This is a genomic window from Pseudomonas sp. S3_B11 (assembly GCF_054667715.1).
Genome location: NZ_CP162749.1, coordinates 5,254,990 through 5,279,581 on the forward strand (window position 1 = coordinate 5,254,990; position 24,592 = coordinate 5,279,581).

Annotated in this window: 24 protein-coding genes; 12 read left to right on the forward strand and 12 right to left on the reverse strand. The window is 61.3% G+C overall.

What is annotated here, in order from left to right; translation table 11 throughout:
* The first annotated feature begins 288 nt into the window (after positions 1-288).
* The 7 genes from AB4O22_RS23605 (at position 289) to AB4O22_RS23635 (ending at position 5,453) form a co-directional block, all read left to right on the forward strand.
* Positions 289-705: a hypothetical protein gene (locus AB4O22_RS23605; RefSeq protein ID WP_460105910.1), complete on the forward strand. Its 417-nt coding sequence runs from the start codon at positions 289-291 to the stop codon at positions 703-705.
* 156 nt (positions 706-861) lie between these two features.
* On the forward strand, positions 862-1,494 hold the full coding sequence (locus AB4O22_RS23610; RefSeq protein ID WP_014336338.1) for a TetR family transcriptional regulator: 633 nt from the start codon (positions 862-864) through the stop codon (positions 1,492-1,494).
* A gap of 180 nt (positions 1,495-1,674) precedes the next feature.
* Positions 1,675-2,175: an urease accessory protein UreE gene (ureE, locus tag AB4O22_RS23615; RefSeq protein WP_018606250.1), complete on the forward strand. Its 501-nt coding sequence runs from the start codon at positions 1,675-1,677 to the stop codon at positions 2,173-2,175.
* Positions 2,172-2,861 carry an urease accessory protein UreF gene (locus AB4O22_RS23620; RefSeq protein ID WP_223470934.1) on the forward strand — a complete coding sequence of 230 codons (690 nt, stop codon included), beginning with the start codon at positions 2,172-2,174 and terminating at the stop codon, positions 2,859-2,861. Before ureE ends, AB4O22_RS23620 begins: the two co-directional genes overlap by 4 nt.
* Before the next feature lie 9 nt (positions 2,862-2,870).
* On the forward strand, positions 2,871-3,485 hold the full coding sequence (ureG, locus tag AB4O22_RS23625) for an urease accessory protein UreG (RefSeq protein WP_003197309.1): 615 nt from the start codon (positions 2,871-2,873) through the stop codon (positions 3,483-3,485).
* A 32-nt stretch (positions 3,486-3,517) separates the two neighbouring features.
* A complete protein-coding gene (locus tag AB4O22_RS23630) occupies positions 3,518-4,090 on the forward strand; it encodes a HupE/UreJ family protein (RefSeq protein WP_003197307.1) in 573 nt (190 codons plus the stop codon).
* Positions 4,091-4,319: 229 nt separating this feature from the next.
* Complete coding sequence (locus AB4O22_RS23635; RefSeq protein ID WP_460097294.1) at positions 4,320-5,453, forward strand: AGE family epimerase/isomerase; 1,134 nt, start codon at positions 4,320-4,322, stop codon at positions 5,451-5,453.
* Positions 5,454-5,475: 22 nt separating this feature from the next.
* Here the strand turns inward: AB4O22_RS23635 and AB4O22_RS23640 are convergent, their stop codons facing one another.
* The 8 genes from AB4O22_RS23640 to amaB all read right to left on the reverse strand — a co-directional run bounded on the left by AB4O22_RS23640 (position 5,476) and on the right by amaB (position 15,468).
* Entirely contained in the window at positions 5,476-6,240 is a 765-nt protein-coding gene (locus AB4O22_RS23640) for an SDR family oxidoreductase (protein WP_003197302.1), read from the reverse strand.
* Between the two features lie 848 nt (positions 6,241-7,088).
* A complete protein-coding gene (locus AB4O22_RS23645; RefSeq protein WP_003197300.1) occupies positions 7,089-7,805 on the reverse strand; it encodes an ABC transporter ATP-binding protein in 717 nt (238 codons plus the stop codon).
* Positions 7,802-8,674, reverse strand: a complete 873-nt coding sequence (locus tag AB4O22_RS23650) for an ABC transporter ATP-binding protein (protein ID WP_003197298.1) — start codon at positions 8,672-8,674, stop codon at positions 7,802-7,804. The genes AB4O22_RS23645 and AB4O22_RS23650 overlap by 4 nt, the downstream gene beginning before the upstream one ends.
* Entirely contained in the window at positions 8,671-9,951 is a 1,281-nt protein-coding gene (livM, locus tag AB4O22_RS23655) for a high-affinity branched-chain amino acid ABC transporter permease LivM (RefSeq protein WP_003197297.1), read from the reverse strand. Before livM ends, AB4O22_RS23650 begins: the two co-directional genes overlap by 4 nt.
* Positions 9,952-9,953: 2 nt before the next feature.
* Positions 9,954-10,868, reverse strand: a complete 915-nt coding sequence (locus tag AB4O22_RS23660; protein WP_003197295.1) for an ABC transporter permease subunit — start codon at positions 10,866-10,868, stop codon at positions 9,954-9,956.
* A gap of 163 nt (positions 10,869-11,031) precedes the next feature.
* A complete protein-coding gene (locus AB4O22_RS23665) occupies positions 11,032-12,168 on the reverse strand; it encodes an ABC transporter substrate-binding protein (RefSeq protein ID WP_003197293.1) in 1,137 nt (378 codons plus the stop codon).
* A gap of 370 nt (positions 12,169-12,538) precedes the next feature.
* Positions 12,539-13,822 (reverse strand): L-pipecolate oxidase, encoded by a 1,284-nt coding sequence (amaA, locus tag AB4O22_RS23670; RefSeq protein WP_223470936.1) that lies wholly within the window; start codon positions 13,820-13,822, stop codon positions 12,539-12,541.
* A gap of 155 nt (positions 13,823-13,977) precedes the next feature.
* On the reverse strand, positions 13,978-15,468 hold the full coding sequence (amaB, locus tag AB4O22_RS23675) for an L-piperidine-6-carboxylate dehydrogenase (protein WP_038857759.1): 1,491 nt from the start codon (positions 15,466-15,468) through the stop codon (positions 13,978-13,980).
* Positions 15,469-15,646: 178 nt separating this feature from the next.
* Between amaB and AB4O22_RS23680 the strand changes: the two genes are divergently transcribed.
* From AB4O22_RS23680 to nadE, 3 genes are all read left to right on the forward strand, one after another.
* The gene (locus AB4O22_RS23680; protein WP_223470937.1) at positions 15,647-16,555 is read left to right on the forward strand and encodes a LysR family transcriptional regulator; all 909 of its coding nucleotides are present in this window, start codon (positions 15,647-15,649) and stop codon (positions 16,553-16,555) included.
* Between the two features lie 113 nt (positions 16,556-16,668).
* The gene (pncB, locus tag AB4O22_RS23685) at positions 16,669-17,895 is read left to right on the forward strand and encodes a nicotinate phosphoribosyltransferase (protein WP_003197284.1); all 1,227 of its coding nucleotides are present in this window, start codon (positions 16,669-16,671) and stop codon (positions 17,893-17,895) included.
* 4 nt (positions 17,896-17,899) lie between these two features.
* The gene (gene nadE / locus AB4O22_RS23690) at positions 17,900-18,727 is read left to right on the forward strand and encodes an ammonia-dependent NAD(+) synthetase (RefSeq protein ID WP_003197282.1); all 828 of its coding nucleotides are present in this window, start codon (positions 17,900-17,902) and stop codon (positions 18,725-18,727) included.
* 173 nt (positions 18,728-18,900) lie between these two features.
* Here the strand turns inward: nadE and azu are convergent, their stop codons facing one another.
* Positions 18,901-19,347, reverse strand: a complete 447-nt coding sequence (azu, locus tag AB4O22_RS23695) for an azurin (protein WP_460097296.1) — start codon at positions 19,345-19,347, stop codon at positions 18,901-18,903.
* Positions 19,348-19,689: 342 nt separating this feature from the next.
* Between azu and AB4O22_RS23700 the strand changes: the two genes are divergently transcribed.
* The gene (locus AB4O22_RS23700) at positions 19,690-20,277 is read left to right on the forward strand and encodes an LOG family protein (protein WP_214511439.1); all 588 of its coding nucleotides are present in this window, start codon (positions 19,690-19,692) and stop codon (positions 20,275-20,277) included.
* 68 nt (positions 20,278-20,345) lie between these two features.
* Positions 20,346-20,534, forward strand: coding sequence for a hypothetical protein (locus AB4O22_RS23705; protein ID WP_003197274.1), 189 nt, complete (start codon positions 20,346-20,348; stop codon positions 20,532-20,534).
* Positions 20,535-20,607: 73 nt separating this feature from the next.
* Here AB4O22_RS23705 and AB4O22_RS23710 read toward each other — a convergent pair whose 3' ends face one another.
* The 3 genes from AB4O22_RS23710 to AB4O22_RS23720 all read right to left on the reverse strand — a co-directional run bounded on the left by AB4O22_RS23710 (position 20,608) and on the right by AB4O22_RS23720 (position 24,438).
* Positions 20,608-20,985, reverse strand: coding sequence for an NUDIX hydrolase (locus AB4O22_RS23710; protein ID WP_003197272.1), 378 nt, complete (start codon positions 20,983-20,985; stop codon positions 20,608-20,610).
* A gap of 73 nt (positions 20,986-21,058) precedes the next feature.
* A complete protein-coding gene (locus AB4O22_RS23715) occupies positions 21,059-21,952 on the reverse strand; it encodes a transglutaminase family protein (RefSeq protein ID WP_223470938.1) in 894 nt (297 codons plus the stop codon).
* The gene (locus tag AB4O22_RS23720) at positions 21,952-24,438 is read right to left on the reverse strand and encodes a circularly permuted type 2 ATP-grasp protein (RefSeq protein ID WP_223470939.1); all 2,487 of its coding nucleotides are present in this window, start codon (positions 24,436-24,438) and stop codon (positions 21,952-21,954) included. The genes AB4O22_RS23715 and AB4O22_RS23720 overlap by 1 nt, the downstream gene beginning before the upstream one ends.
* Positions 24,439-24,592 lie beyond the last annotated feature (154 nt).

Here is a 24,592-nt window from a genome sequence, read left to right on the forward strand (position 1 = left end):
GGTAAAGCGGCCCACAGGTGCCGATGAACGGCACAAAAAAAAAAGCAACAATCCTGACCGATCAGCCAACAAACCGTTACCGCGTCCGCACATTTGCGAGGCGGAGATGGGTACAAAATACCCACCTCGGTGCAAAACCACACCTCGGAAACGCCCGTTCTAGAGCCTTCGCCCAGAACAATCAATTCCGTTGATTATTACCATTGCGTTTATGAACTTTTATATCGACTTATCGAGAGTAGCATTGCCCTCGTACCCACTTTATCGCCCTCCCAAGGAGCAACGATCATGAAACGCCAATTACTGATGAGCCTGTCCCTTTCACTGCTGGCCTCGACTGCCTTTGCATTGCCAGCTTCCGAACAAGCCACGCCACAGGTCAAGGACAGCCATTCTGTCTACAGCCAGACTGTTGCCGAAGGTGGTCGTGACAAACTGGAAGAAAAAGGTCTCGCTGAGGACGGTTATGACCGTACCAAACAGAGTGATACCTTGGCCGCAGACGGTTCTGACCGCACCCCTGGCCAGACCCTTGCCGCAGACGGTTCTGACCGTACCCCTGGCCAGACCCTTGCCGCAGACGGTTCTGACCGTACCCCTGGCCAGACTCTTGCTGAAGACGGCTCTTCCCGCACCAAACTGGGCGAGACCCTTGCCGAAGGCGGTGGTGATCGCGTGATTGAACGCAACGGCGAAGTGAGCTGAAGCATGGCGGCCCTGAAAAAAGCCCGATTCCTGCAATCGGGCTTTTGACTTTTCAAACCCCTCGTTTTCCCCGCCTGATCCCTCTCTACCGTTCGACGTCGGCAAAGCCGATTTGCTAGAGTGCGTCGCTCCCGTGAATCAGAAGCCAGCCTTGCGATGCTGCCCCGCGCCGAACAGAAACAACAGACCCGAATTGCCCTGATGGACGCAGCCCGCCATTTGATGGAGTGCGGCCGGGGGTTCGGCAGCCTGAGCCTGCGGGAAGTCGCCCGGACAGCCGGCATCGTGCCCACCGGGTTCTACCGGCACTTCGACGACATGGACCAACTGGGCCTGGCACTGGTCAGCGAAGTCGGCCAGACCTTTCGCGAAACCATCCGCCTGGTACGCCACAACGAATTCGTCATGGGCGGCATTATCGACGCGTCGGTGCGGATCTTTCTCGATGTGGTGCAGGCCAACCGATCGCAGTTCCTGTTCCTGGCCCGCGAGCAATACGGCGGCTCCCTCCCGGTGCGCCAGGCCATCGCCCAACTGCGCGAAGACATCAGCTCGGACCTGGCAGCCGACCTGGCCTTGATGCCCAAGTTGCAGCACCTGGACCTGGCAGCCCTGGGCGTGATGGCCGATCTCATCGTCAAAAGCGTGTTCGCCACCCTGCCGGACATCATCGACCCACCCGCCCAAGCCCTCCCCGAACACCTCACGCCCCAGGCGAAGATTACCCAGCAACTGCGGTTCATCTTTATTGGCCTCAAGCATTGGCAAGGGCTGGGCAGTACCGAATAACCCCGCTCCAACAGGTTTTTTGTGCAAGCCGCAAAATGGTGCGCGATAGCCAATCTCGCACCAATATGGGACGCAACCCGCCCCATCCTGAAACGCCATCCCCAGCTATTTCCTACATCTCTTTCGGTTGGCAAGCCCCTTGCTCTAAACACAGCACTGTTCATTGCTGGAAGCACTCCGATGCTGGTGATTCATCGCAGAATCGACACTCAACCGCGCTGGGACGCCGAGCTGCACCTGACCTTTGACGCCCGCAGCAAAAGCCGCCTGCGCTGTTTCAGTGCCGAGGGTGAAGACGTGGGGTTGTTCCTGGAGCGAGGCCAGCCGCCGCTGTACGACGGCGAATGCCTGCAAGCTGAAGACGGGCGCATCGTGCGCGTTTGCGCCCGCGCCGAACAACTGCTGCATGTCACCTGCGCCAACGCCTTCGAACTGACCCGCGCCGCCTATCACCTGGGCAATCGCCATGTCGCCCTGCAAGTGGGCGATGGCTGGTTGCGCCTGCTGGACGATTACGTGCTCAAGGCGATGCTCGAACAACTGGGCGCCCGCGCCGAACCTATCGAAGCCCCGTTCCAGCCGGAACATGGCGCCTATGGCGGCGGTCACCATCACTCCCGGCACGGCGACGAAGATTTCAACTACGCGCCGCGCCTGCATCAGTTTGGCGTGCGTACATGAACCCGGCCTGGGCGCTGCTGCGTCTGGCCAGCCCGCAGTTGCCGATTGGCGGCTACAGCTATTCCCAGGGGCTGGAGATGGCGGTGGACAACGGCCAGGTGAAGAATCCCGATGACGCCCGTCGCTGGATCAGCGATCAACTGCTGCTGAACCTGGCGCGCTTCGAAGCGCCCTTATTGCTGGCGCACTGCAGCGCAGCCGCCGCTGACGATTGGGACGCCCTGCTGCTGCATTGCGAAGAACATCGCGCCAGCCGGGAAACCCGTGAGCTGTATCAGGAGAGCCGGCAGATGGGCTACTCGTTGCAACAACTGCTTGCCGGCCTGCCGGAACTCGACGGTGCCGCGCGCGGTTTTCTCGAACAGCTCAGTCTCCAACAACGCAGCGAGCCGCACCTGGCGCTGTGCTGGGCTCTGGCGGCGCGCGCCTGGCATATCGCCCCCCGGGACGCTCTTGCCGCCTGGCTGTGGAGCTGGCTGGAAAACCAACTGGCGGTGCTGATGAAAACCCTACCCCTGGGCCAGCAAGCCGCCCAGCGCCTGACCAGCGAACTGCTGCCGCTGCTGCAACAGACCCAGCACGACGCCTCGAACATCGACCCCGACCATTACGGCAGCGCCGCCTTTGGCCTGTCCCTGGCGTGCATGGCCCATGAGCGCCAGTACAGCCGCCTGTTCCGTTCCTAGGAGACACTCATGAATACACAACCTCTGCGCGTCGGTATCGGCGGCCCGGTAGGTTCCGGCAAGACCGCCCTGACCCTGGCCCTGTGCCTGGCTCTACGTGAACGCTACAACCTGGCAGTGGTCACCAACGACATCTATACCCGCGAAGACGCCGACTTCCTGGTGCGCAACGAGGCCCTGGCGCCGGAGCGGATCATCGGCGTGGAAACCGGTGGCTGCCCGCACACGGCGATTCGCGAAGATGCGTCGATCAACCTGGAGGCGGTGGACCAGTTGAACCGGCGCTTCCCGGGCTTGGACCTGATTCTGGTGGAGTCGGGCGGCGACAACCTGTCGGCGACCTTCAGCCCGGAGCTGTCGGACCTGACCATCTATGTGATCGACGTCTCGGCCGGTGACAAGCTGCCGCGCAAGGGCGGGCCGGGCATCTGCAAATCCGACTTGCTGGTGATCAATAAAATCGACCTGGCACCGCTGGTGGGGGCGTCCCTGGAAATGATGGACAGCGACACCCGGCGGATGCGCAACGGCAAGCCCTTCGTGTTCAGCAACCAGAAGACCGGCCAGGGCCTGGACGACATCATTGCGTTCATCGAGCGCCAGGGCCTGCTGACCGCCGCCTGATTTTTTCCGACTGACCACAAGGAAGCTTATCGATGACCTTCAAACGCATTCTCGGCGCCCTCGCCCTGCTGCTGACCCCAGCCCTGGCCTTCGCCCATCCCGGCCATGGCGACAATGGCCTGATCGCCGGCCTCGGCCACCCTATCGGCGGGCTCGACCACTTGCTGGCGATGCTGGCGGTCGGTTTGTGGGCCGCACAACAACAAGGTGCCGCGCGCTGGGCGCTGCCATGCACCTTCGTCGGTACGATGCTGCTCGGCGGCCTGCTGGGTTTTGAAGGCCTGGACCTGCCAGCGTTGGAAAGCGGGATCGCCGCCTCGGTACTCGCCCTGGGCCTGGCGGTGGCACTGGCGGTGCGTCCGCCGTTGAGCCTGGCAGTCGGTGCGACGGCACTGTTTGCGCTGTTCCATGGCGTGGCCCATGGCTTGGAACTGCCGGACATGTCGAGCCCGTGGGCCTATGCGGCAGGGTTCGTCGCGGCCACGGCGGCGTTGCATGGCGCCGGGTTTGCCCTGGTGCGGGTGTTGCCACGAGCGGCGGCGCCATTGGTTCGATTGGCCGGGGCAGCTTCGGCGGCGGCTGGGGTCTGGTTGCTGGCGGGCTGATTCTTTAGCGCCTGCCAGGCCGCTATCGCGAGCAAGCTCGCTCCCACAGTTTGATCGAGTACACCGCCCCCCGTGGGAGCCAGCCTGCTTCCACACTTTAATCGGTGTACACCGCCCCCTGTGGGAGCGAGCTTGCTCGCGATGACGGACTTGCAGGCGCGATCTCTCTGAAGTCGGTCACTCTGCTACCATGTCGCGCAATCGCCCCCAGCCGTGACGACATCCGCCAATGCCTCATGCTTCCCGCCCCGCTCCCCAGCCTGAATTGACTGCCCTGTTTGCAACGGTGCGTCAGCATTTTCACGACGTGATCGTGCCGATGTGGCAAGGCCCGGGCTGGAATGCCGAACTGGCGTTGCCCTATGAATCCCTGGATGCCGAGCATGTGCCGCTGCCACCCCAGCGTTACCGCGCCATGGCCTGTGCGCGGCAGTTGTATGTGTTCGCCAGCCTGATCGGCGAAGTGCCCCAGGCCGAGGAGCGAGCCAGTGCACTGTTCCGCTCGCTGCAGCGTCATTTCCACGATGCCGAACACGGCGGCTGGTTCTACAGCATCGACCCGCAAGGCGCGCCGCTGGACACCGGCAAAGACCTCTACACCCACGCCTTTATCCTGTTCGCCTGCGCCCATTACTGGGGCAAGGTCCGCGAACCACTGGTGGAATCGGTGCTCAACGCGAGCCTGGAGGTCATTGCCCAGCGCTTTGCCAGCGCAGATGGGCTCTACGAAGCCAGCCTCAAGCGCGACTGGTCGACGACCGGATCCGGCCCGTTGCAGAACCCCTTGATGCACCTGGCCGAAGCGTTCCTCGCCACCCTGTCGGTCCGCGAAGACGCCAACGTCCGCCAGGCGTTGCTGAGCCTTTGCGACGGGATGTCCAAACAGTTCATCGAGCCGCAGCAACGCGTGATGATGGAGAAGCCGCTCAAGGCTGTGGATAACTGGTTCGAACCGGGACACCAGTTCGAATGGTATTACTTGCTGGCCTCATCGCCCCTGTTGCGCAACGGCAAGTTGCACACAGCCCTGGAACACAGCTTCGGCCATACCGAACAGCGCGGCGTCGCCCCGGACTCCGGCGCTGTGTGTGCAATGCTGGCCTTGGGGTCCCAGGCAGGCCCACGCGATGCCACCCAACGCATCTGGGCCCAGGCGGAATACTTGCGGGCACTCAGCTTGCGCCCGGGCAGCCAAGGGTTGCTGCTGCGTCAATTGCAGGCGCTGCAGCAGCATTTCCTGCATGCCAAGGGCTGGAACGAATGCCTGGACGCCGACGGCATCGTCAGCCGCCGGGACATGCCGTCCACCACGCCGTATCACCTGCTGACCTGCTATCGCGGGCTGGCCGATTATCTAGGCTGATTGGCAAACCGCTATCGCGGTCTTATGTTTTGTTGCGCTCAATGGCAAACCCGGCCCAGGTCTGGCTCACCGGCATCAGCTCCAGGCTGTTGATGTTGATGTGCGCTGGCGCATTGAGCACCCAGAAAATCGTATCGGCGATGTCCTGTGGCTGGATCGGCTCGGCGCCGGCGTAGGTCGCGTTGTAGCGCTCCTGGTCGCCACCGAAGCGCACCAGGGAGAACTCGCTCTCGCACAGGCCCGGCTCAATATTGCTCACCCGCACGCCCGTGCCTTGCAGGTCGCAACGCAGGTTCAGGGAGAACTGTTTGACGAACGCCTTGCTCGCGCCATACACGTGGCTGCCCGGGTACGGGTAGTTGCCGGCGATGGAGCCCAGGTTGACGATCCCGGCCCCACGGCCGTGGGCGATCAGGCGCGGCAACAGCAGGCGAGTGCTGTAGATCAGGCCTTTCACATTGGTGTCGACCATGGTGTCCCAGTCATCGAGGTCGCACTTGGGTGCAGGGTCGACGCCCAGGGCCAGGCCGGCGTTGTTGATCAGCCCGCGCAATTTGGCGAAGGATGGCGGCAGGTTGGCGATTGCCTCTTCCATGGCCTTGCGATCACGCACGTCCAATACCAAGCCATGGACTTCAGTCTGCTTCGACAGCTCGGCACAGAGGGCATTGAGGCGCTCTTCACGACGACCGGTCAGCACCAGTTTCCAACCGGCCTCGGCAAAACGACGGGCACAGGCTTCACCAAAACCGGACGTCGCGCCGGTAATAAACAGGGTGTCAGACATCGTGTTCTCCTTGTTTGAACTTCAACAGCCATTAAATGGAAATCGGCCCACAGCATGCCCGCCCTGGCACGGTAGGGGCAAGACTTGCACACGGCTTTTGCCCCACGACTGCTCATAAAACAACCAATCAACGCCAGGCCTTGCCAAACAAGGGCCGCAGCCGGTTGCCCGCACCTTATCCACAGGCACGTCCACAGTAATCGGGGGCAAGTGCAAAACCTGCAAGCCGCTGTGCATAAGGCTTTGCGGGGTATTTGGAAAATTTTTTCGCTTGACCCTGCAAGTGAGGTTGTGCAGCGCAAGTTATCTGCTATAAGCCAACGCGAGATGGGCGATGGCTCCAAGCCAGTAACGACGGTGCTCAGCGCGGTCTTTCCAGAGTTTAATCACAGACTTATCCACAGGCTTGCCCACCGATTTTCGAGCCCATTGCAGCGCTCATAAAAGTGTTGACAGCCGCCACTCCCGCTTGAGCAAAAACGCCTGATCAAAAAACGACCACAGCCCTGGAAGCCACGTATTCAAAGGCTCGCAGCCAGCTACTCCCACGTTACCCACAGCCAGCTCCACAGCAAACGGGGACAAGTCAAAACCGTGACAAAACAACTGTTTGCGGCGACTTTATGTCGCGGTTTCGCAGGGGCTCAGGATTGTTGTCCACAATTGCAAAAACGCATAAAAAACCTGTGGGAGCGAGCTTGCTCGCGAAGGCGGTGTATCAGCCACATGGCGTGTCGACTGACCCACCGCTTTCGCGAGCAAGCTCGCTCCCACAGGGGTTGGTGGTGTTTTGGAGGGATAAAAAAACCGGCGATCACTCGCCGGTTTTTTTCATTGCAACAACCGCCTCAATGCCCGCCCAGGTACGCGTTGCGCACTTCCTCGTTGGCGAGCAGCTCCTTGCCCGTGCCGGTCAGGCGGATTTCACCGTTGACCATCACATAGGCCCGGTCCGACAGCTTGAGGGCATGGTTGGCGTTCTGCTCCACCAGGAAGATGGTCATCCCGGTGGACGCCAGTTCACGCAGGGTGGCGAAGATCTGCTTCACCACGATAGGCGCCAGCCCCAGGCTCGGCTCATCGAGCAGCAACAACTTTGGCCGGCTCATCAATGCCCGGGCAATGGCGAGCATCTGCTGCTCGCCGCCGGACATGGTCATGGCCCGCTGGTTGCGGCGCTCCTTGAGCCGTGGAAACAGCTCGAACATGCGCTGCATGTCTTCACTGGCGTGCTTGTCACCGATGGGGATGGTGCCCATCAGCAGGTTTTCCTCGACGGTCATGTCCGGGAATACCCGCCGCCCTTCCGGCGACTGCGCGATGCCATGGGAGGCGATGTAATGGGACGACTTGTGGGTGATGTCCACACCCTGGTAGATGATCTGCCCGCCTGCTGCACGCGGCTGGCCGAAGATCGACATGAGCAACGTGGACTTGCCGGCACCGTTGGAGCCGATCAGGCTCACGGTTTCACCTTCGCCAATGTGCATCGAGACTTTTTTCAGGGCCTGGATCGGCCCGTAGAACACGTCCAGCTCCTTGAGCTCGAGGATAGGTCCACTCATACCAGTTCCTCTTCATCGGCACCCAGGTAGGCCGCGATCACCTTCGGATCGTTGCGAATCGCCTCCGGACCGCCCTCGGCGATCACGTTGCCGTGGTCCAGCACCACGATGTGGTCGGAAATGCTCATTACCATGCCCATGTCGTGTTCGATCAGCACCACGGTCAGATCATGCTCGTCGCGCAGCAGCCGGATCATCGCGCTCAGCGCTTCGGTTTCCTGAGGGTTGAGGCCGGCGGCCGGTTCGTCGAGGCAGATGATCTGCGGGCGCGTGCACATGGCCCGGGCGATTTCCAGGCGGCGTTGCTGACCGTAGGAAAGCTCGCCCGCCAGGCGGTTGGCGCAATCCACCAGGTCCACCACTTCCAGCCAGTAGAAGGCATGGTCCAGGGCGTCGCTTTCGGCCTTGCGGTAGCCCTTGGTGTTGAGGATACCCGCCACCATGCTGCGGTTGACCCACATGTGCTGGGCCACCAGCAGGTTTTCCAGCACCGACATTTCCTTGAACAGGCGAATGTTCTGGAAGGTGCGCGCCAGGCCGGCGCGGTTCACCAGGTGGGTGCCGCCAAACATCTTGTAGTACAGCCGGCTGGCGAAGGACTTCGGCGACACGAAATCAGTCGGGCGAAACGCCTCGCCCAACAGCTTGATGACGTTGGTTTGCTCGCCACGCACGTTGAGTTCGATCTTCCCGCCCGTGGCCTTGTAGAAACCGGTCAGGCAGTTGAACACCGTGGTCTTGCCCGCACCATTGGGGCCGATCAGGGCAAAGATCGAGTTGCGTTTGACTTGCAGGCTGACGTCGCTGAGGGCCCTGATGCCACCGAACTGCATCATCAGGTTTTCAACTTTGAGTACGACTTCGCTCATGGCGCTACCCCCTTGCGCGGCGTCACCCCGGTACGGCTGATACGGATCAGGCCGCGCGGACGCCAGATCATCATCAACACCATCAATACGCCGAACAGCAGCACCCGGTATTCGGAGAAACTGCGCAGCAGCTCCGGCGCCACAGTGAGTACGAAGGCGGCAATCACCACGCCGACCGTCGAGCCCATGCCGCCCAGCACCACGATGGCCAGGATCAGCGCCGACTCGAAGAAGGTGAACGAAGACGGGTTGACGAAGCCCTGGTAACTGGCAAAGAACACCCCTGCCAGGCCCGCTGTGGAGGCGCCAATGGTGAAGGCCGAGAGCTTGACCAGCACATGGTTCAGGCCCATGGAGCGGCAGGCGATTTCATCCTCGCGCAGGGCTTCCCAGGCACGCCCGACTGGCATGCGGGTCAGGCGATGCTTGATATAGAGCACCAGCAGTACCGTGATGAACAGCACGATGTAGATGAACAGGAATTTGATATTGGGGTTGTAGTCGATGCCGAAGAACTCATGGAACGGCACCCCACCATCCTTGGCCCTTCGACCAAACTCCAGGCCGAAAAAGGTCGGCGACGGCACGGGCATGCCATTCGGCCCGCCGGTGAACGACAGCCAGTTGTTGAGTATCAGGCGAATGATCTCGCCAAAACCCAGGGTCACGATGGCCAGGTAGTCACCGTGCATTCGCAACACCGGGAAGCCCAATATGCACCCCGCCATCGCCGCCGCGATGGCCGCCAGTGGCAGTACCGTCCAGAACCCCAGCCCCAGGTATTGATAGCCCAGCGCCAGGCCATAGGCACCGATGGCGTAGAACGCCACGTAACCCAGGTCGAGCAGCCCCGCCAGGCCGACAACGATGTTCAGGCCCAGGCCCAACAGCACATAGATCAGCCCGAGGATGACCACAGTGAGTACGTATTTGTTGGCGAAGAACGGAAACACGATGGCAATCACGATCAACGCCGGGATGACCCAGCGCAGGCGCGACTTGTAGTCCGGTGGCAGCACATGCACGCCGGAGCCGGTACTCTCGAAACCCTGGAGAATCTTCAGCCCCTTGGGGGTTTGCAGGAACAGGCTCAAGGCAAAGCGCCCGATCATCACGATCGCCACCAGCCAGCCAACGCGAGCCGGTTGCAGGTTGAAGCTGTAGCCGTCGAGCACCACGCCGACGATCGGCCCGAACACGATCAGCGAGATCAGGCCGGCCAGGATCGCGTCGATGACGCTCTTTTTGATATCAATCGATTTATTGGCAGCAGACATACTTATACCTTCGCCACGAGTGGGCGACCCAACAGGCCTTGGGGACGGAAAATCAGAATCAGCACCAGCAGCGAGAAACTGAACACGTCTTTGTAGTCAGAGTTGATCAGACCGGAGAACAGCGACTCGGAGATGCCGAGGATGATCCCGCCGAGCATCGCCCCAGGCAGGGAGCCGATGCCGCCAAGTACCGCCGCGGTGAACGCCTTGATGCCGATGATGAAGCCGGCATAGAAGTCGAACGTACCGTAGTTCATGGTGATCAGCACGCCGGCCAGGGCCGCCATCGCCGCACCGATGATGAACACGTAGGAAATCACCCGGTCGGTGTTGATCCCCAGGATCGAGGCCATCTTGCGGTCTTGCTGGGTGGCGCGGCACATGCGTCCGAGCTTGGTGTACTTGATGATGTAGGTCAGCAAGCCCATCCCGGCGAACGCGGCGATCAGGATGAAAATCTTGGTGTAGGTGAGCTGGACGAAACCGCTGCCGATATCGACGCGCATGGCGCCTTCAAGCAGTGTCGGGACTCCCTGTTGGCGGGCGCCCTGGCTGATCTGCGCGTAGTTCTGCAGGATCAGCGAGATGCCGATGGCACTGATCAGCGGTGCCAGCCGGGTTGAGTTGCGCAGGGGTTTATAGGCGACGCGTTCGATGACCCAGCCATATACTCCGGTGACCACGACCGTGAACACGAGGGTGCCGAGGATCATAAGCGGAAAGGATTCAATACCGAAGTAAGCCAGCAGAGCCAGACTGATTGCCGCGAGGTAAGCGGAAATCATGTAAACCTCGCCGTGGGCGAAGTTGATCATGCCGATGATGCCGTAGACCATTGTGTAGCCGATGGCGATCAGACCATAGACCGACCCGAGGGTCAGGCCATTGATCAGTTGCTGCAGGAAAATACCATCCATAACGCAATCTCACGCAGTGAGAACCTGCACACCCTGGGATGTGCGGTTCTTCTAAGGAAAATACAGATTTACGTCGGAGCAATGTCAGCCACGACCGACGCGCGGCCCTTGGAAGCCGGGGCTTGCCCGGTTCCAAAGAAGGCGTGGACGGTCGCTTCGGCCCTTACTTCTGTTTTTCCAGCTGGTGATACTTGCCGTCCTTGTCCCACTGGTAAACCACGTAGTCGGAGACTTTCAAGTCGCCCTTGGTGTCCCATTCCTTCTTGCCCATCACGGTCTGGACCGAGTTGGCCTTGAGCCACTTGGCCGCGTCTTCGCCCTTATTGGACTTGGCGCCATTGAAGCCGGCGGCCAGGGCCTGGACCGAAGCGTAGGCGTACAGGGTGTAGCCTTCAGGCTCGGTGCCGTTCTTGCGGAACTCTTCAACCACGGCCTTGCTGTCTGGCAGCAGGCGCGGGTCGGCGCCAAAGGTCATGTACACGCCATCGACGTATTGCGCGCCGCCGGCGGTGGTGACCAGTTCGTCGGTGACGATGCCATCGTCAGACATGAACTTCACGTCCTTGAGGCCTTGCTCGCGCAACTGGCGAACCAGCGGGCCGGCTTCCGGATGCAGGCCACCGAAGTAGACCACGTCGGCACCCGCCGCACGGATCTTGGTCACCACGGCGCTGAAGTCTTTCTCGCCGCGGGTCAGGCCTTCGTACAGCACCTCCTTCACGCCACGCTTGGCCAGTTGTGCCTTGGTGGCATCCGCCAGGCCTTGGCCGTAGGTGTCCTTGTCGTGCAGCACGGCCACTTTCTTGCCCTTGAGCACGTCGACGATGTAGTCGCCCGCCACGATGCCCTGCTGGTCGTCACGACCGCACATGCGGAACATGGCGTTCAGGCCGCGCTCGGTGACTGCAGGGTTGGTGGAGCCCGGGGTAATGGCGATGATGCCGGCTTCGTCGTAGACCTCCGAGGCCGGGATGGTGTTGGACGAGCAGAAGTGCCCGACCACGCCGATCACCTTGTCCTGGTCAACCAGGCGGTTGGCCACGGCCACGGCCTGCTTGGGTTCGCAGGCGTCGTCGCCAGCGACCAGTACGATCTTCTCACCGTTGACGCCACCTGCCTTGTTGATGGCATCGGCTGCCGCCTGGGCACCCTTCATGTACTGCTCGCCAAATGCAGCGTTGGCGCCGGTCATCGGCCCCGCCACACCAAATTTCACATCAGCTTGAGCAAACGCAGAAACACCCAACGCAGTTGCCACTGCGAGGGCCAGGAAACCTTTCTTGTAAAACGTCTGGGACATGAGGTGGTGCTCCAAGGTTTTTTTTAGTTGGCACTGCGACTTCATTTCACTGAAAAGCTCAGAGCAAGGGCCGTGCCATCGGTTTTTTATTCTGAAAAAAGTCGCTGCTTTATTGTTATTTCGACTGTTTCGAGCCCTTTTTCATAGGGCGTGCAACCGTCTAAACCGCACGAGGTGCAACCTTTTATTTAAATGGGTAAAACCCTCCGTGAGCCATCATTGCAACCATCGCACGAAACGGCGTGCAACCACTGTGTAACAACCCACGTCACCGAACTGCACACTGTCGGTGCGCGATTGCTACAACCCGCACCATAACAGGCTAGACGCTACGCCGGAAAACGCGGCTTCCAGCAACAATTTTCAACACTCAAATGACGATCCGCAGGCACTGGCCCGCGTGATACAGGGAAAAGCCCGCCTCATACAGGCAACTGCGCAATCCCACCCCGGCCAATGGCTGCATGGGTGCGAACGGGATCGGCAGGGCCTGGGCATTACCGTGACACAGGTAATCGGCGAACGCCTTGCCGACCACCGTGCCGGTGGTCACGCCCCGACCGTTGTAGCCGGTAACGGCCACCAGCCCGGGAGCGGGCTCGAACAGACGCATCAGGTGATCGGGGGTGAAGGCAATGCAACCGGTCCAGGTGCACTCCCACTCCACCGACTTGAGGTAAGGAAAATAGTGCTGCTGCACCCGGTCGGCCCAGGCCTTGAGGAACCAGGTCGGCTTGCGGTTGCCATTGCCCAGGCTGCCCAGCAGCAAACGGCCATCCTTGTCCCGGCGGATGCTGCTCAATACCTGGCGGGTATCCCACGAGCCCTGCCCGCCCGGCAGAATGCGGCGGGCGGCCTCGTCGGTCAGCGGGACCGAGGCGACCTGATAGTAATAACCGGGGAAGAAATTGCGCCGCAGTTCGGTCCAGTCGCCCTCGGTGTAGGCGTTGGAGGCGATCACCACCTGCTCGGCCAGCACCGAACCCTGGGCGGTCTGCACCGACCAGCGCTGGCCTTGGCGTTCCAGGCGTGTCACCGGCGAGTGGTCGAACAACTGGCCGCCAAGGTCCGTGGCCGCCTTGGCCAACCCGCTGGTGTAGGCCATCGGGTTGAGCGTGCCGGCACGATGGTCGAGCAGTGCCGCGGCGATTTTCGACGTGCCGGTGGCATCGACACAGGCCTGGCCGGTGAGCAATTCCACCGGGGCACCACGGCGCTTCCATTGCTCTTCGCGACTGCGCAGGTCGGCCTCGCCCCGGGCGTTATGAGCCATGTGCAGGGTGCCTTCGCGGCGCAGTTGGCAATCGATGTTGTATTTATCGATGAGGCTGAACACCAGGGCCGGCGCCGCCCCCAGCATGCGATTGAGCTGGCTGCCCACCGCCTCGCCGAACCCGGCCTCGATGTCATCCGGCGGGATCCACAGGCCGGCGTTGACTAACCCGACGTTACGCCCCGATCCGCCGTGCCCGGCCCGATGAGCTTCCAGCACAACCACGCGTTTGCCTTGCTCGAGCAAATGCACCGCCGCCGACAGCCCGGTAAAACCCGCGCCGATCACACAGACGTCAGCCGTGACTTCGCCGGTGAGCGCGCTATTTTCAGGCCTTTGCGGCGTCAGTTTTTCCCACAGACATTCTTCGCGTAACGGCATTGCCAGACTCCGAAAAAGAAACCTAACCACTACACACAAATTCATTGTGGGAGCGAGCTAGCTCGCGATGGCGGCGGCACATTCAATAACTATGTGACTGACAGACCGCTATCGCGAGCAAGCTCGCTCCCACAGGGGACTTTGTTGACTCGACCTCAGTCGAAGGTAATCCCCTGCGCCAATGGCAACTCCAGCGAGTAGTTCACGGTGTTGGTCTGGCGGCGCATGTAGCCGCGCCAGGCGTCGGAGCCGGATTCGCGACCGCCACCGGTTTCTTTTTCGCCCCCGAATGCGCCGCCGATCTCCGCGCCGCTCGGGCCGATGTTGACGTTGGCGATGCCGCAGTCGCTGCCCACGGCCGACATGAATTGCTCGGCTTCACGCACGTCGGTGGTGAAGATGCAGGACGACAGGCCCTGGGGCACGGAGTTGTTCAGGTGCAAGGCCTCGGCAAAGTCCTTGTAGCCGACCACGTACAGGATCGGTGCGAAGGTTTCGTGGCGCACCACATCGCTCTGCTCGGGCATCTCGACGATGGCTGGCGAGACGTAATAGGCATTCGGGAACTGGTCTTCAAGCTGGCGCTTGCCACCAAAGACTCGCCCGCCTTCGCTCAAGGCCTGCTCCAGCGCATCCTGCATGCTGTCGAAGCTGTGCTTGTCGATCAGCGGCCCGACCAGGTTGCCTTCCAGCGGATGGCCGATGCGCACTTTCGAATAGGCGGCCTTGAGGCGGGTGACGATTTCATCCTTCACCGATTCATGGGCAATCAGCCGGCGCAGGGTGGTGCAACGCTGGCCGGCGGTGCCGACGGCGCTGAACAGGATGGCGCGCACGGCCATGTCCAGATCGGCGCTCGGGGCCAGGATCATGGCGTTGTTGCCGCCCAGTTCCAGAATGCTGCGGGCGAAACGCGCGGCGACTTTCGGCGCCACTTCGCGGCCCATGCGGGTGCTGCCGGTGGCGCTGATCAAGGCCACGCGCGGGTCATCCACCAGCGCTTCACCGGCATCGCGACCACCAATGATCACCTGGCTCAGGTACGGCGGTGCATCGCTGAAGTTCTTCAGCACGCGCTCGAACAGCGCCTGGCACGCCAGGGCGGTGAGCGGGGTCTTTTCCGACGGTTTCCAGATCACCGCGTTGCCGCACACCAGGGCCAGCGTGGTGTTCCAGGCCCAGACCGCCACGGGGAAGTTGAAGGCACTGATCACCCCGACCACGCCCAGCGGATGCCAGGACTCACGCATGTGGTGGCCCGGACGCTCGGAGGCGATGGTCAGGCCGTACAGCTGGCGAGACAGGCCGACGGCGAAGTCGCAGATGTCGATCATCTCTTGCACTTCACCCAGGCCTTCCTGGGTGATCTTGCCGGCTTCCCACGACACCAGCTCGCCAAGGTCGGCCTTGTATTCACGCAACAGGTCGCCAAATTGACGCACCAGCTCGCCGCGACGCGGGGCCGGCACCTGGCGCCACAGGTCGAAGGCGTGTTCGGCACGACTGACCTGCTGCTCGACTTCAGCCGCGCCTTCCCAGTTCACGGCGCCGATACGGCTGCCATCGATGGGCGAATGCACCGGTTGTGTGCCGTTCTGGTACAGGGCCGAGTCGACGCCCAAGCGATCAAGCAATGCAGCAACCATGGAAAATTTCCTCACACGAAAGACAAAGGATTGGCAGCCGGACGAATGCGACTGATCAGACCTGTAGTTGTAGCTGGCTCGAGACTTGCCAACAAACGACCTTTAAGCGAGATATCATTCCGTTTATTCATGCTGGCCATGACCGGATAAGCAGAGCCACAAGAAATAAGGCCTCATCATGCTCAATAAACGCTACTTGCCGTCGATCACGGCGCTGCAATGCTTCGAAGCGGTGACCCGCCACTTGAGCTTCACCCGTGCCGCCGAAGAGCTGAACCTGACCCAGAGCGCCGTCAGCAAACAGGTCGCGCAACTGGAAGAGTTGCTGCAGCACTTGCTGTTCCGGCGCGTGCGCCGACGCTTGCAGCTGACGCCAGCCGGTGATTTGTACCTGGGGGAAGTGCGAAAAATCCTCACGCAGGTGGAAATGTCTACCCATTACCTGCGCTCCTACGGCGGCGACACCGAAGTCCTGCGCGTTTCCACGCCCCCGACCTTCGGCGCCCGCTGGTTGGTCCCACGCTTGAAGGGCTGGCGATTGCGGCATCCGAAGATTCATCTGGATCTGTGCAGCGAGCAGGAGGCCGACGATTTGCTGCAAGGGCGCAGCGACCTGGCGTTCTATTTCGGCCAAGGCTCGCGCCCCGGCACCGAATCCCTGAAGCTGTTTGGCGAAGAACTGGTACCGGTCTGCGCGCCCGGCAGCCTGCCTGACCAGCCCTTCACCGACCCGACCCAACTGGCCGAGCTGGTGCTGCTGCAAAACGCCTCACGGCCCCAGGCCTGGCACGATTGGTTCGACAATCAGGGCTATCACACCGAACACAGCTACCACGGGCCGCGTTTCGAAACTTTCTACATGTGCATCCGCGCCGCCCAGGTCGGCTGCGGCGTCGCCCTGCTGCCGCGGTTTCTGGTGGAAGAAGAACTGGCCGACGGCAAACTGGTCATCCCCTGGCAACACGCGATGCCCAGCACCAATGCCTATTACCTGGCCTATCCGGAACATTCGGCGGAAGTGCCCAAGGTGCGGCTTTTTGTGGAGTGGATGCTGGAGCAGATCGACAACCCGGATGCACCGCAATAGCGGCAGCTGACACAAAACACTGGCAATACCCACCACGGTTATGCGCCACTAGCCCTTTCACTACAAACCGCCGAACCTCGCTGCCCACGGCTGCGGCCTGTCTGGAGAACCCTATGAGCGAGAGCGTATTTGCCGATCGTATCGTGCAGAACCTGCTCGACACCGACTTCTACAAACTGACGATGATGCAGGCGGTGTTGCACAACTACCCCAACGTCGAAGTCGAATGGGAATTTCGCTGCCGCAACAGCGAAGACCTGCGCCCGTACCTGGCGGAGATCCGCTTTCAGATCGAGCGCCTGGCCGAGTTGAGCCTGAGCGCCGACCAGTTGGGTTTCCTGGAGCGCATCAGCTTTATGAAGCCGGACTTCCTGCGTTTCCTGGGCCTGTTTCGCTTCAACCTGCGCTACGTGCACACCGGTATCGAAAACGGCGAGTTGTTCATCCGCCTGCGCGGGCCGTGGCTGCACGTCATTCTGTTCGAAGTGCCGCTGCTGGCCATCGTCAGCGAGGTACGCAATCGTTATCGCTATCGTGAAATCGTCCTGGAACAGGCGCGGGAACAGCTTTATCGCAAGTTCGACTGGCTGAGCGCCAACGCCAGCGCCGAAGAACTGTCCGAACTGCAAGTCGCGGACTTCGGCACCCGTCGTCGTTTTTCCTTCCGCGTCCAGGAAGAAGTGGTCAACGTGCTCAAGCACGATTTCCCCGGGCGCTTCGTCGGCACCAGTAACGTGCACCTGTCCCGGGAACTGGACATGAAGCCCCTGGGCACCATGGCCCATGAGTGGATCATGGCCCACCAGCAACTGGGCCCGCGACTGATCGACAGTCAGATCGCCGCCCTCGATTGCTGGGTGCGCGAGTACCGGGGCCTGCTGGGGATCGCCCTGACCGATTGCATCACCATGGACGCCTTCCTCAAGGATTTCGATCTGTTCTTCGCCAAGCTGTTCGACGGTTTGCGCCATGACTCGGGCGACCCGGTGATCTGGGCCGAAAAAGCCATTGCCCACTATCACAAGCTCGGCATCGACCCGATGAGCAAGACCCTGGTGTTCTCCGATAGCCTGACATTGCCCAAATGCCTGGAGATTTTTCGGGCATTGCGTGGTCGCATTAATGTCAGCTTCGGTATTGGCACCAACCTGACGTGTGACATTCCAGGTGTAGAGCCGATGAGCATCGTGCTTAAAATGATCAGCTGTGACGGGCAACCCGTGGCCAAGATTTCAGACGAGCCCGGCAAGACCCACTGCAAAGACCCGAATTTCGTCGCCTACATGCGACATGTTTTCCAAGTACCTGCCGCCCTTTCTGACACATCAAGCAAGGAGTGAATTCATGCAAGCCGTACAGCGTGAGATTGCTGAACAGCTCAAGGTCCAGCCGCCGTTCACCGATGACGCGGCCCTCAAGGCCGAAATCGCCCGTCGGGTGAGCTTTATTCAGGATTGCCTGGTCAACTCCGGACTCAAGTCCCTCGTGCTGGGCATCAGCGGTGGCGTTGACTCGTTGACCGCCGGGCTGCTGGCCCAACGTGCCATGCGCGAACTGCGGGAGAAAACCGGTAACGCCGCCTACAAGTTCATCGCCGTGCGCCTGCCGTACGAAACCCAGTTCGACGAGCATGAAGCCCAAGCCTGTGTGGACTTCATCGACCCGGACGAGCGCCATACCGTCAACATCGGCCCGGCGGTCAAGGCCTTGGCCGATCAAGTCGCGGCGTTCGAAGGCAAGGCAGCGGTCTCGCGGGATTTCGTGCTGGGCAATACCAAGGCGCGGATGCGCATGGTGGCGCAATACACCATCGCGGGCACCGAGCACGGCCTGGTGATCGGCACCGACCATGCCGCCGAAGCGGTGATGGGTTTCTTCACCAAGTTCGGTGATGGCGCCTGCGACCTGGCGCCGTTGAGTGGCCTGGTGAAAAACCAGGTCCGGGCCATTGCCCGTGACTTTGGTGCGCCGGAGTCGCTGGTGGAAAAAATCCCCACGGCCGACCTTGAGGACCTGTCCCCAGGCAAGCCGGACGAAGCCTCCCACGGCGTGACCTATGCCGAGATCGATGCGTTCCTGCACGGCGAGCCTGTGCGGGACGAGGCGTTCAGGATCATTTGCGAAACTTATCGCAAGACTGAGCACAAGCGGGTGATGCCTTACGCTCCGTAACGGGTAATCACCGTGGGAGCGGGCTTGGCTGAGAGGCGTGGGTTGGTGTGTATATCCGTTACGCAAAAAACGGATATACACCCCAAAACAACCAGACACCCACCGAAAAAAACCCAAAAAAACGGCGCTTCCCATTTCTGAAAGAAGCGCCGCTTTTTTGTGCCTGAAGCTGATTATTTCAGGGTAACGGTGCCTTTCATCATCGAGATGTGGCCCGGGAACGAGCAGAAGAAACCGTATGCCTCACCGGCAGTCAGTTTAGACACGTCGAAGGTCACCGAGTCTTTTTCCCCGGCTCCGATGACCTTGGTGTGGGCGATGATGCGAGTATCACCTTCCTTCAGGTAATTCTTGTCGATGCCAGCGCCCAGGCCATCGGTGGCGATCGGCTGCATGTCAGCCTCTTTGCTCAGCACCCAGTTATGGCCCATGACGTTTTTCGGCAAACTGCCCGAATGCGTCAATTCTACGGTGAACGTCTTGCAGCTCTTGTCGATCTCGATGGCCTTGGTGTTGAAGGACATCTGGTCGGTCGAGTCGATGGTGGTCTTGCACTCCGCTGCCATCAGTTGGCTGCTGGCCAGCGTCAACAGAGATACTGCAACAAGTTTGGCAAACATCGTGAATCTCCAAGGCATGGTTAACAAAAATCCGTCAAAGGGGAAGACTGCCTGAATTTCAGACAAGTTCCTATGACCTGAATCAAAGATTGTATACAACTTAAGGCTATCAGCCTGATGGACACAATCAACCAGCCAGAGGGATGACACCGCTCTATGATCGGCCTCACCACCTCTCGGGAGCGCCCATCATGAACGTCAACAGCCTGTTATGCAGCTTGCTCGCCGCCTACGCCTGCGGCGCCAGTGGCACCTACGAAAAACCTCAACGCGAGGTTTAATCGCTTTGCGCGACCAAGACCAGGCTTTACTCTGGGTCGGTTACTGATCATGGAGTAAAGCATGTCCATCGCGTCTGTTTGTGTATTTTGCGGCGCCAGCACCGGCACCGATCCAGCGTATCGTGAAGCGGCGCAGGCCCTGGGCCGGGCATTGGCGGAACGAAAATTGACCCTGGTCTACGGCGGCGGTGCCGTCGGCCTGATGGGGATCGTCGCTGACGCGGCCCTGGCGGCCGGCGGCGAGGTCGTCGGCATCATCCCGCAAAGCCTCAAGGACAAGGAAATCGGCCACAGCGGCCTGACCCGCCTGGAAGTGGTGGACGGCATGCACGCCCGCAAGGCACGCATGGCCGAACTCAGCGATGCCTTCATCGCCCTGCCCGGCGGCCTCGGCACGCTGGAGGAGTTGTTCGAAGTCTGGACCTGGGGCCAGCTCGGCTACCACGGCAAACCGCTGGGGCTGCTGGAAGTGAACGGTTTCTACAGCAAGCTCACCGGTTTTCTCGATCATATCGTCGGCGAAGGCTTCGTGCGCGCGCCCCATCGTGACATGCTGCAAGTGAGCGAATCAGCGCAGAACCTGCTCGATGCGCTGGACGAATGGCAACCGTCAGTGCAGCCAAAGTGGGCCGAACAAAAACCCAGCTAACGGCTCGGCCCCGATACAGGGCAGAATATGCGCCGCTCAACCTCACCTTCGACCCCAGAGGATCGCCCATGGCCAAACCCAATTATTCCTTCGCCAAACGTCAAAGAGACTTGGCCAAGGAGCAGAAGAAAGAGGAAAAGCTGCAGCGCAAGAAAGCCACAGCTGAAGAAGAAGCCGCACTGACCCCGGATGCCGAAGGCGAAGTGGCGGCAGAAGATGATGTTGATGCACCGAAAGATCAGGCGCCCGACGCCTGATACCCCCTGGGCCCGATGATTCGATCCGGCCCCCCGGTTCTGTGTCCAGGGCCGGCAGTCCCACTGCCGGCCCTCACAATCCCAGCGCCTTGATAATCGACAGGCGATAGCCTGCAGGTAGATTGGCCGGCAATTGGCCAGGCTCGAACAACCCGATCTGCTTGTGCTCATGGCTGATCATCGGCACGAAACCGCCCAGCAACTGGCAGCGGTACGTGGAGATGAAGACATGCTTGCCGGGAATGACCTCGAACAAGTACGAATCCAGCGGCTCCCCCACACTTACCTCAACCGCCAGCTCCTCATCGATCTCCCGTGCCAGGCACTGCGGCGCCGTTTCGCCCAGCTCGATCCGTCCACCTGGCAGTTCCCATTCGTCCCGTTCGTTGAGCATCAGCACGACCAGGCCTTCGGGGGATTGCAGCACGCCTTTGATGGAAACCGGGAACATGGGAAAACCTCATCATCCATAGGACACACAATCTGTGGGAGCCGAGCTTGCTCCCACATTTTCCACACAGCGATCATGACTCCAGCGGCATCACCGTCACCCGTACCTCGGGATCATGATTGCCGCCGCCCAGGATCACTCCCCGCAACGGCGACACATCGGAAAAATCCCGGCCCCAGGCCAGCGTGATGTGTTCCAAGGCCGGCTGGACGTTGTTGGTCGGGTCGAAGTCCACCCAACCCAATACCGGGCAATACACCGAGACCCAGGCATGGGACGCATCGGCGCCAATCAGCCTTGGTTGGCCGGGTGGCGGCTGGGTCAGCAGGTAGCCACTGACGTAACGCGCCGCCAGCCCGCGAGAACGCACGCAGGCCAGCATCAAGTGGGCGAAGTCCTGGCACACGCCCCGCCGCCGCTCCAGCACCTCCACCAGCGGCGTGGCCACCTGGGTGGCCTCGGCATCGAAGGTGAACTCATCGAAAATCTTTTCCATCAGCGCCCGCACGCCAACCATCAACGGTCGCCCCGGCGGGAAGCAACTTTCGGAAAACTCGACGAAGCTGCGCTTGAGGTGCACATACGGCGACTCGAAACGAAAACGGCACGCCTCCAGCAATGGCGCCGCCAGTGGCCGGCCGCTGTAGGTCAGCGCGTTGCAGGTCGACTCCCAGGCCGGGGACAGGTTGAAGTCCAGCGCGGGGCGAGACAGCACCTCAACGCTGAGGCGAGCATTGACCAGCAGCTCGTCGTGGGGGCGTTCGAAGGCCAGGCGGGTCAGCGGGTTGCCGAACACATCCTGCTCATCGCGACGGGTCGTCGGCTCCGGGCTGATCAGCAACTGCTGTTCGGTGCAACGCTGCCAGTCACAGGCGCGCGGCCACAGATGGGCAAGCTGCTGGGCCAGGGACACCGGGCTGTCATAGTGGTAATGGGTGTCGTGGAGGATCTGGTAACGAGCGCTCATCAGACGGACACCGTGCGTTGGCTGACGTCATCGACGTGGGCGAAATGACGCAAGGCCAGGCGATCGGATACCTGGCCACCGACATCGGCCACTTCCTGCAATAGGTCGGCCAGCCCATCAAGTGCTGCGCGCAGGCTGGCCTCACCAAACAGGGGATTTTCCAGGCAACGCAAGTCAAAGCGAGAAAGACGCGTCACCAATTCTGGCAAGGCCGTTTCCTTCGGTGCGCCAAAATCGTCGTTCAGGCGTTTGAGCGTGCGGGCCACCAGCTTTAACTGGAAAAGCACCGCGTGGGGGTTCTGTTCGTCCAGCAACAACAGATCCAGCACCGGGATCAGTTGCGCCACCGCCAGGTAGCGCGACCGGTAGGTGATGCTGCTGTTGCCCAGTTCCAGCAGCCACTCAAGCCCAGCCTGGTCGAACACTGCATCGCTGCGCAAAAACGCCGCCAGGCTGCTGCTGAGGAACTGCAAGCGTTCCAGGCGCCGGCCAATCATCAAGAAGCGCCAGCCCTCGTCGCGGGTCATGTCGTCCAAGGCAAATCCGGACAACGCCGCCAGGGACATCACCAGCCGATTGAGGAAATCCAGCAACTCACCGAAATCCGGTTCCTCGGTTTCCAGCTCCATCGCTTCGCGCTGCAACTCCACCAGCGCCTGCCAGTTCTCCCGGGACAGCTTGCCGCGAACCTGCGAGGCCGCCCACTGCAAGCGCTGCAGGTTGGAGCGCAGGCTGAACGACCAGTCGTCCCCCAACAGCGCCGCCAGCAAACGCTCGTGCAGCTCGCCCTCCTCAGGCAGCAGCATCAGGCTTTCGCCCAGGGACACCGCCGACTGCAGGGCCTGCGGGTCGTCGCCATCGACGTAACGCCCCAACATGATCCGCAGCAGCCGCGCGCTGTCGTCGCAGCGTTCGCAGTAACGGCCGAACCAGAACAGGTTTTCCACCACCCGCGACGGCAGGTACGGATCGCGTCGAACCAGGTCGTGGACGCCTACGGTTCGCTGGGCCGTCCATTGTTCACCACCGGGGGCCTGCTCGCCCAACACCCAAGTGTCCTTGCTGGCGCCGCCGCGCTGCATCGACACCACTTCGGCGTCGGCCTCGGCAGCCACGCGGGTCAGGCCACCCGACAGCACCCGATAATCATCCTTCCCGGACACGGCATACACGCGCATGCCAATGGCCCGAGGCTGGATGTGCCCGTCTTCGGCCTGCCAGACCGGGGCCTGGGACAGTTGCGCCAGCTCCTGGGCGACATAGGCATAGGGCCGAGCCTGCATGCGCGCCGCCAGTTGGCCGCGCTGCGCCTCGTTCAGGTCCCGGCCGAACACCGGGGTGAAGCTTTGGGAAGGAAACGCCGGCTTGATCAACAGTTGCGGCAGCTTTTCCAGGGCCTGGGCCAGCACCGGCGGCTCACCGCACCACCAGGTGGCGATGGACGGTAGTATCAATTCCTCGCCGAACAGATACTGGTTGATCTTCGGCAGGAACCCCAACAGGCCCGGTGACTCCAGCACGCCGCTGCCCAAGGCATTGGCCACCAGCACACGGCCCTGGCGCACCGCTTCCAGCAGTCCCGGCACGCCGAGGGCTGAATCGGTACGCAGCTCCAGGGGATCGCAGAAATCGTCGTCGAGCCGGCGCATGATGGCGTGAACCCGGCGCAGGCCGCTGAGGGTCTTGAGGTAGACCGTGGCGTCCCGCACGGTCAGGTCGCCCCCCTCCACCAGCGGATAGCCAAGCTGGCGTGCCAGATAAAGATGCTCGAAATAACTTTCGTTGAACCGCCCCGGCGTCAACAGCACCACCAGTGGCGACTCACCGTCGCTGGGCGCCTGTCGTGCCAGGGTTTCCTGCAAGGTGCGGAAGAACCCGGACAGGTGGCGCACCCTCAGGTCGCGATACAGCTCGGGGAACGCGCGGGAAACGATCATGCGATTTTCCAGCGCATAACCGGCCCCCGAAGGCGCCTGGGTCCGATCCGCCGTGACCCACCATCGGCCATCGGGCGTGCGCGCCAGATCCACCGCATACAAGTGCAGGAAGCTGCCATCCGGTGGGGCAATGCCCTGGCAGGGCCAAAGAAAATTGTTGTGCCCGAATACCAGCTCCGCCGGCAGCAGCCCTTCGCTGATCAGCCGCTGTGGCCCATACAGGTCGGCCAGAACCGCATTGAGCAGCCGCGCACGCTGGGCGATCCCGGCCGACAGATGTTTCCATTCCTGCGGGTCGATCACGTGGGGCAGCAGGTCCAGCTCCCACGGCCGGTCGGCGCCCTTCGGATCGGCGTAGACGTTATAGGTGACACCGTTTTCCTGGATCTGCCGAGCCAGCAGCGCCTGACGCTGGATCAGGTGAGCCGGCGTGCTGCGCTGCAACTGATCGAACAACCGCCGCCAGTGCGGACGCACCGCACCGTTGTCGTCCAACAGTTCGTGATAGGTGCCCGTCGTCAGCGGGTAACGGTCAAGCAGGTCAGGCATGGAAAGCTCGGCAGACGGCAATAAAAGGTGAGACTAGCGCAAGCGCATGACGCCCGGATAGGTGGAAGAGTGTGACCAGACGCTGGGTCGTGCCCTGTAGGAGCTGCCGGAGGCTGCGATCTTTTGATCTTTCGCTTGGGACTCAAGTGTCCGG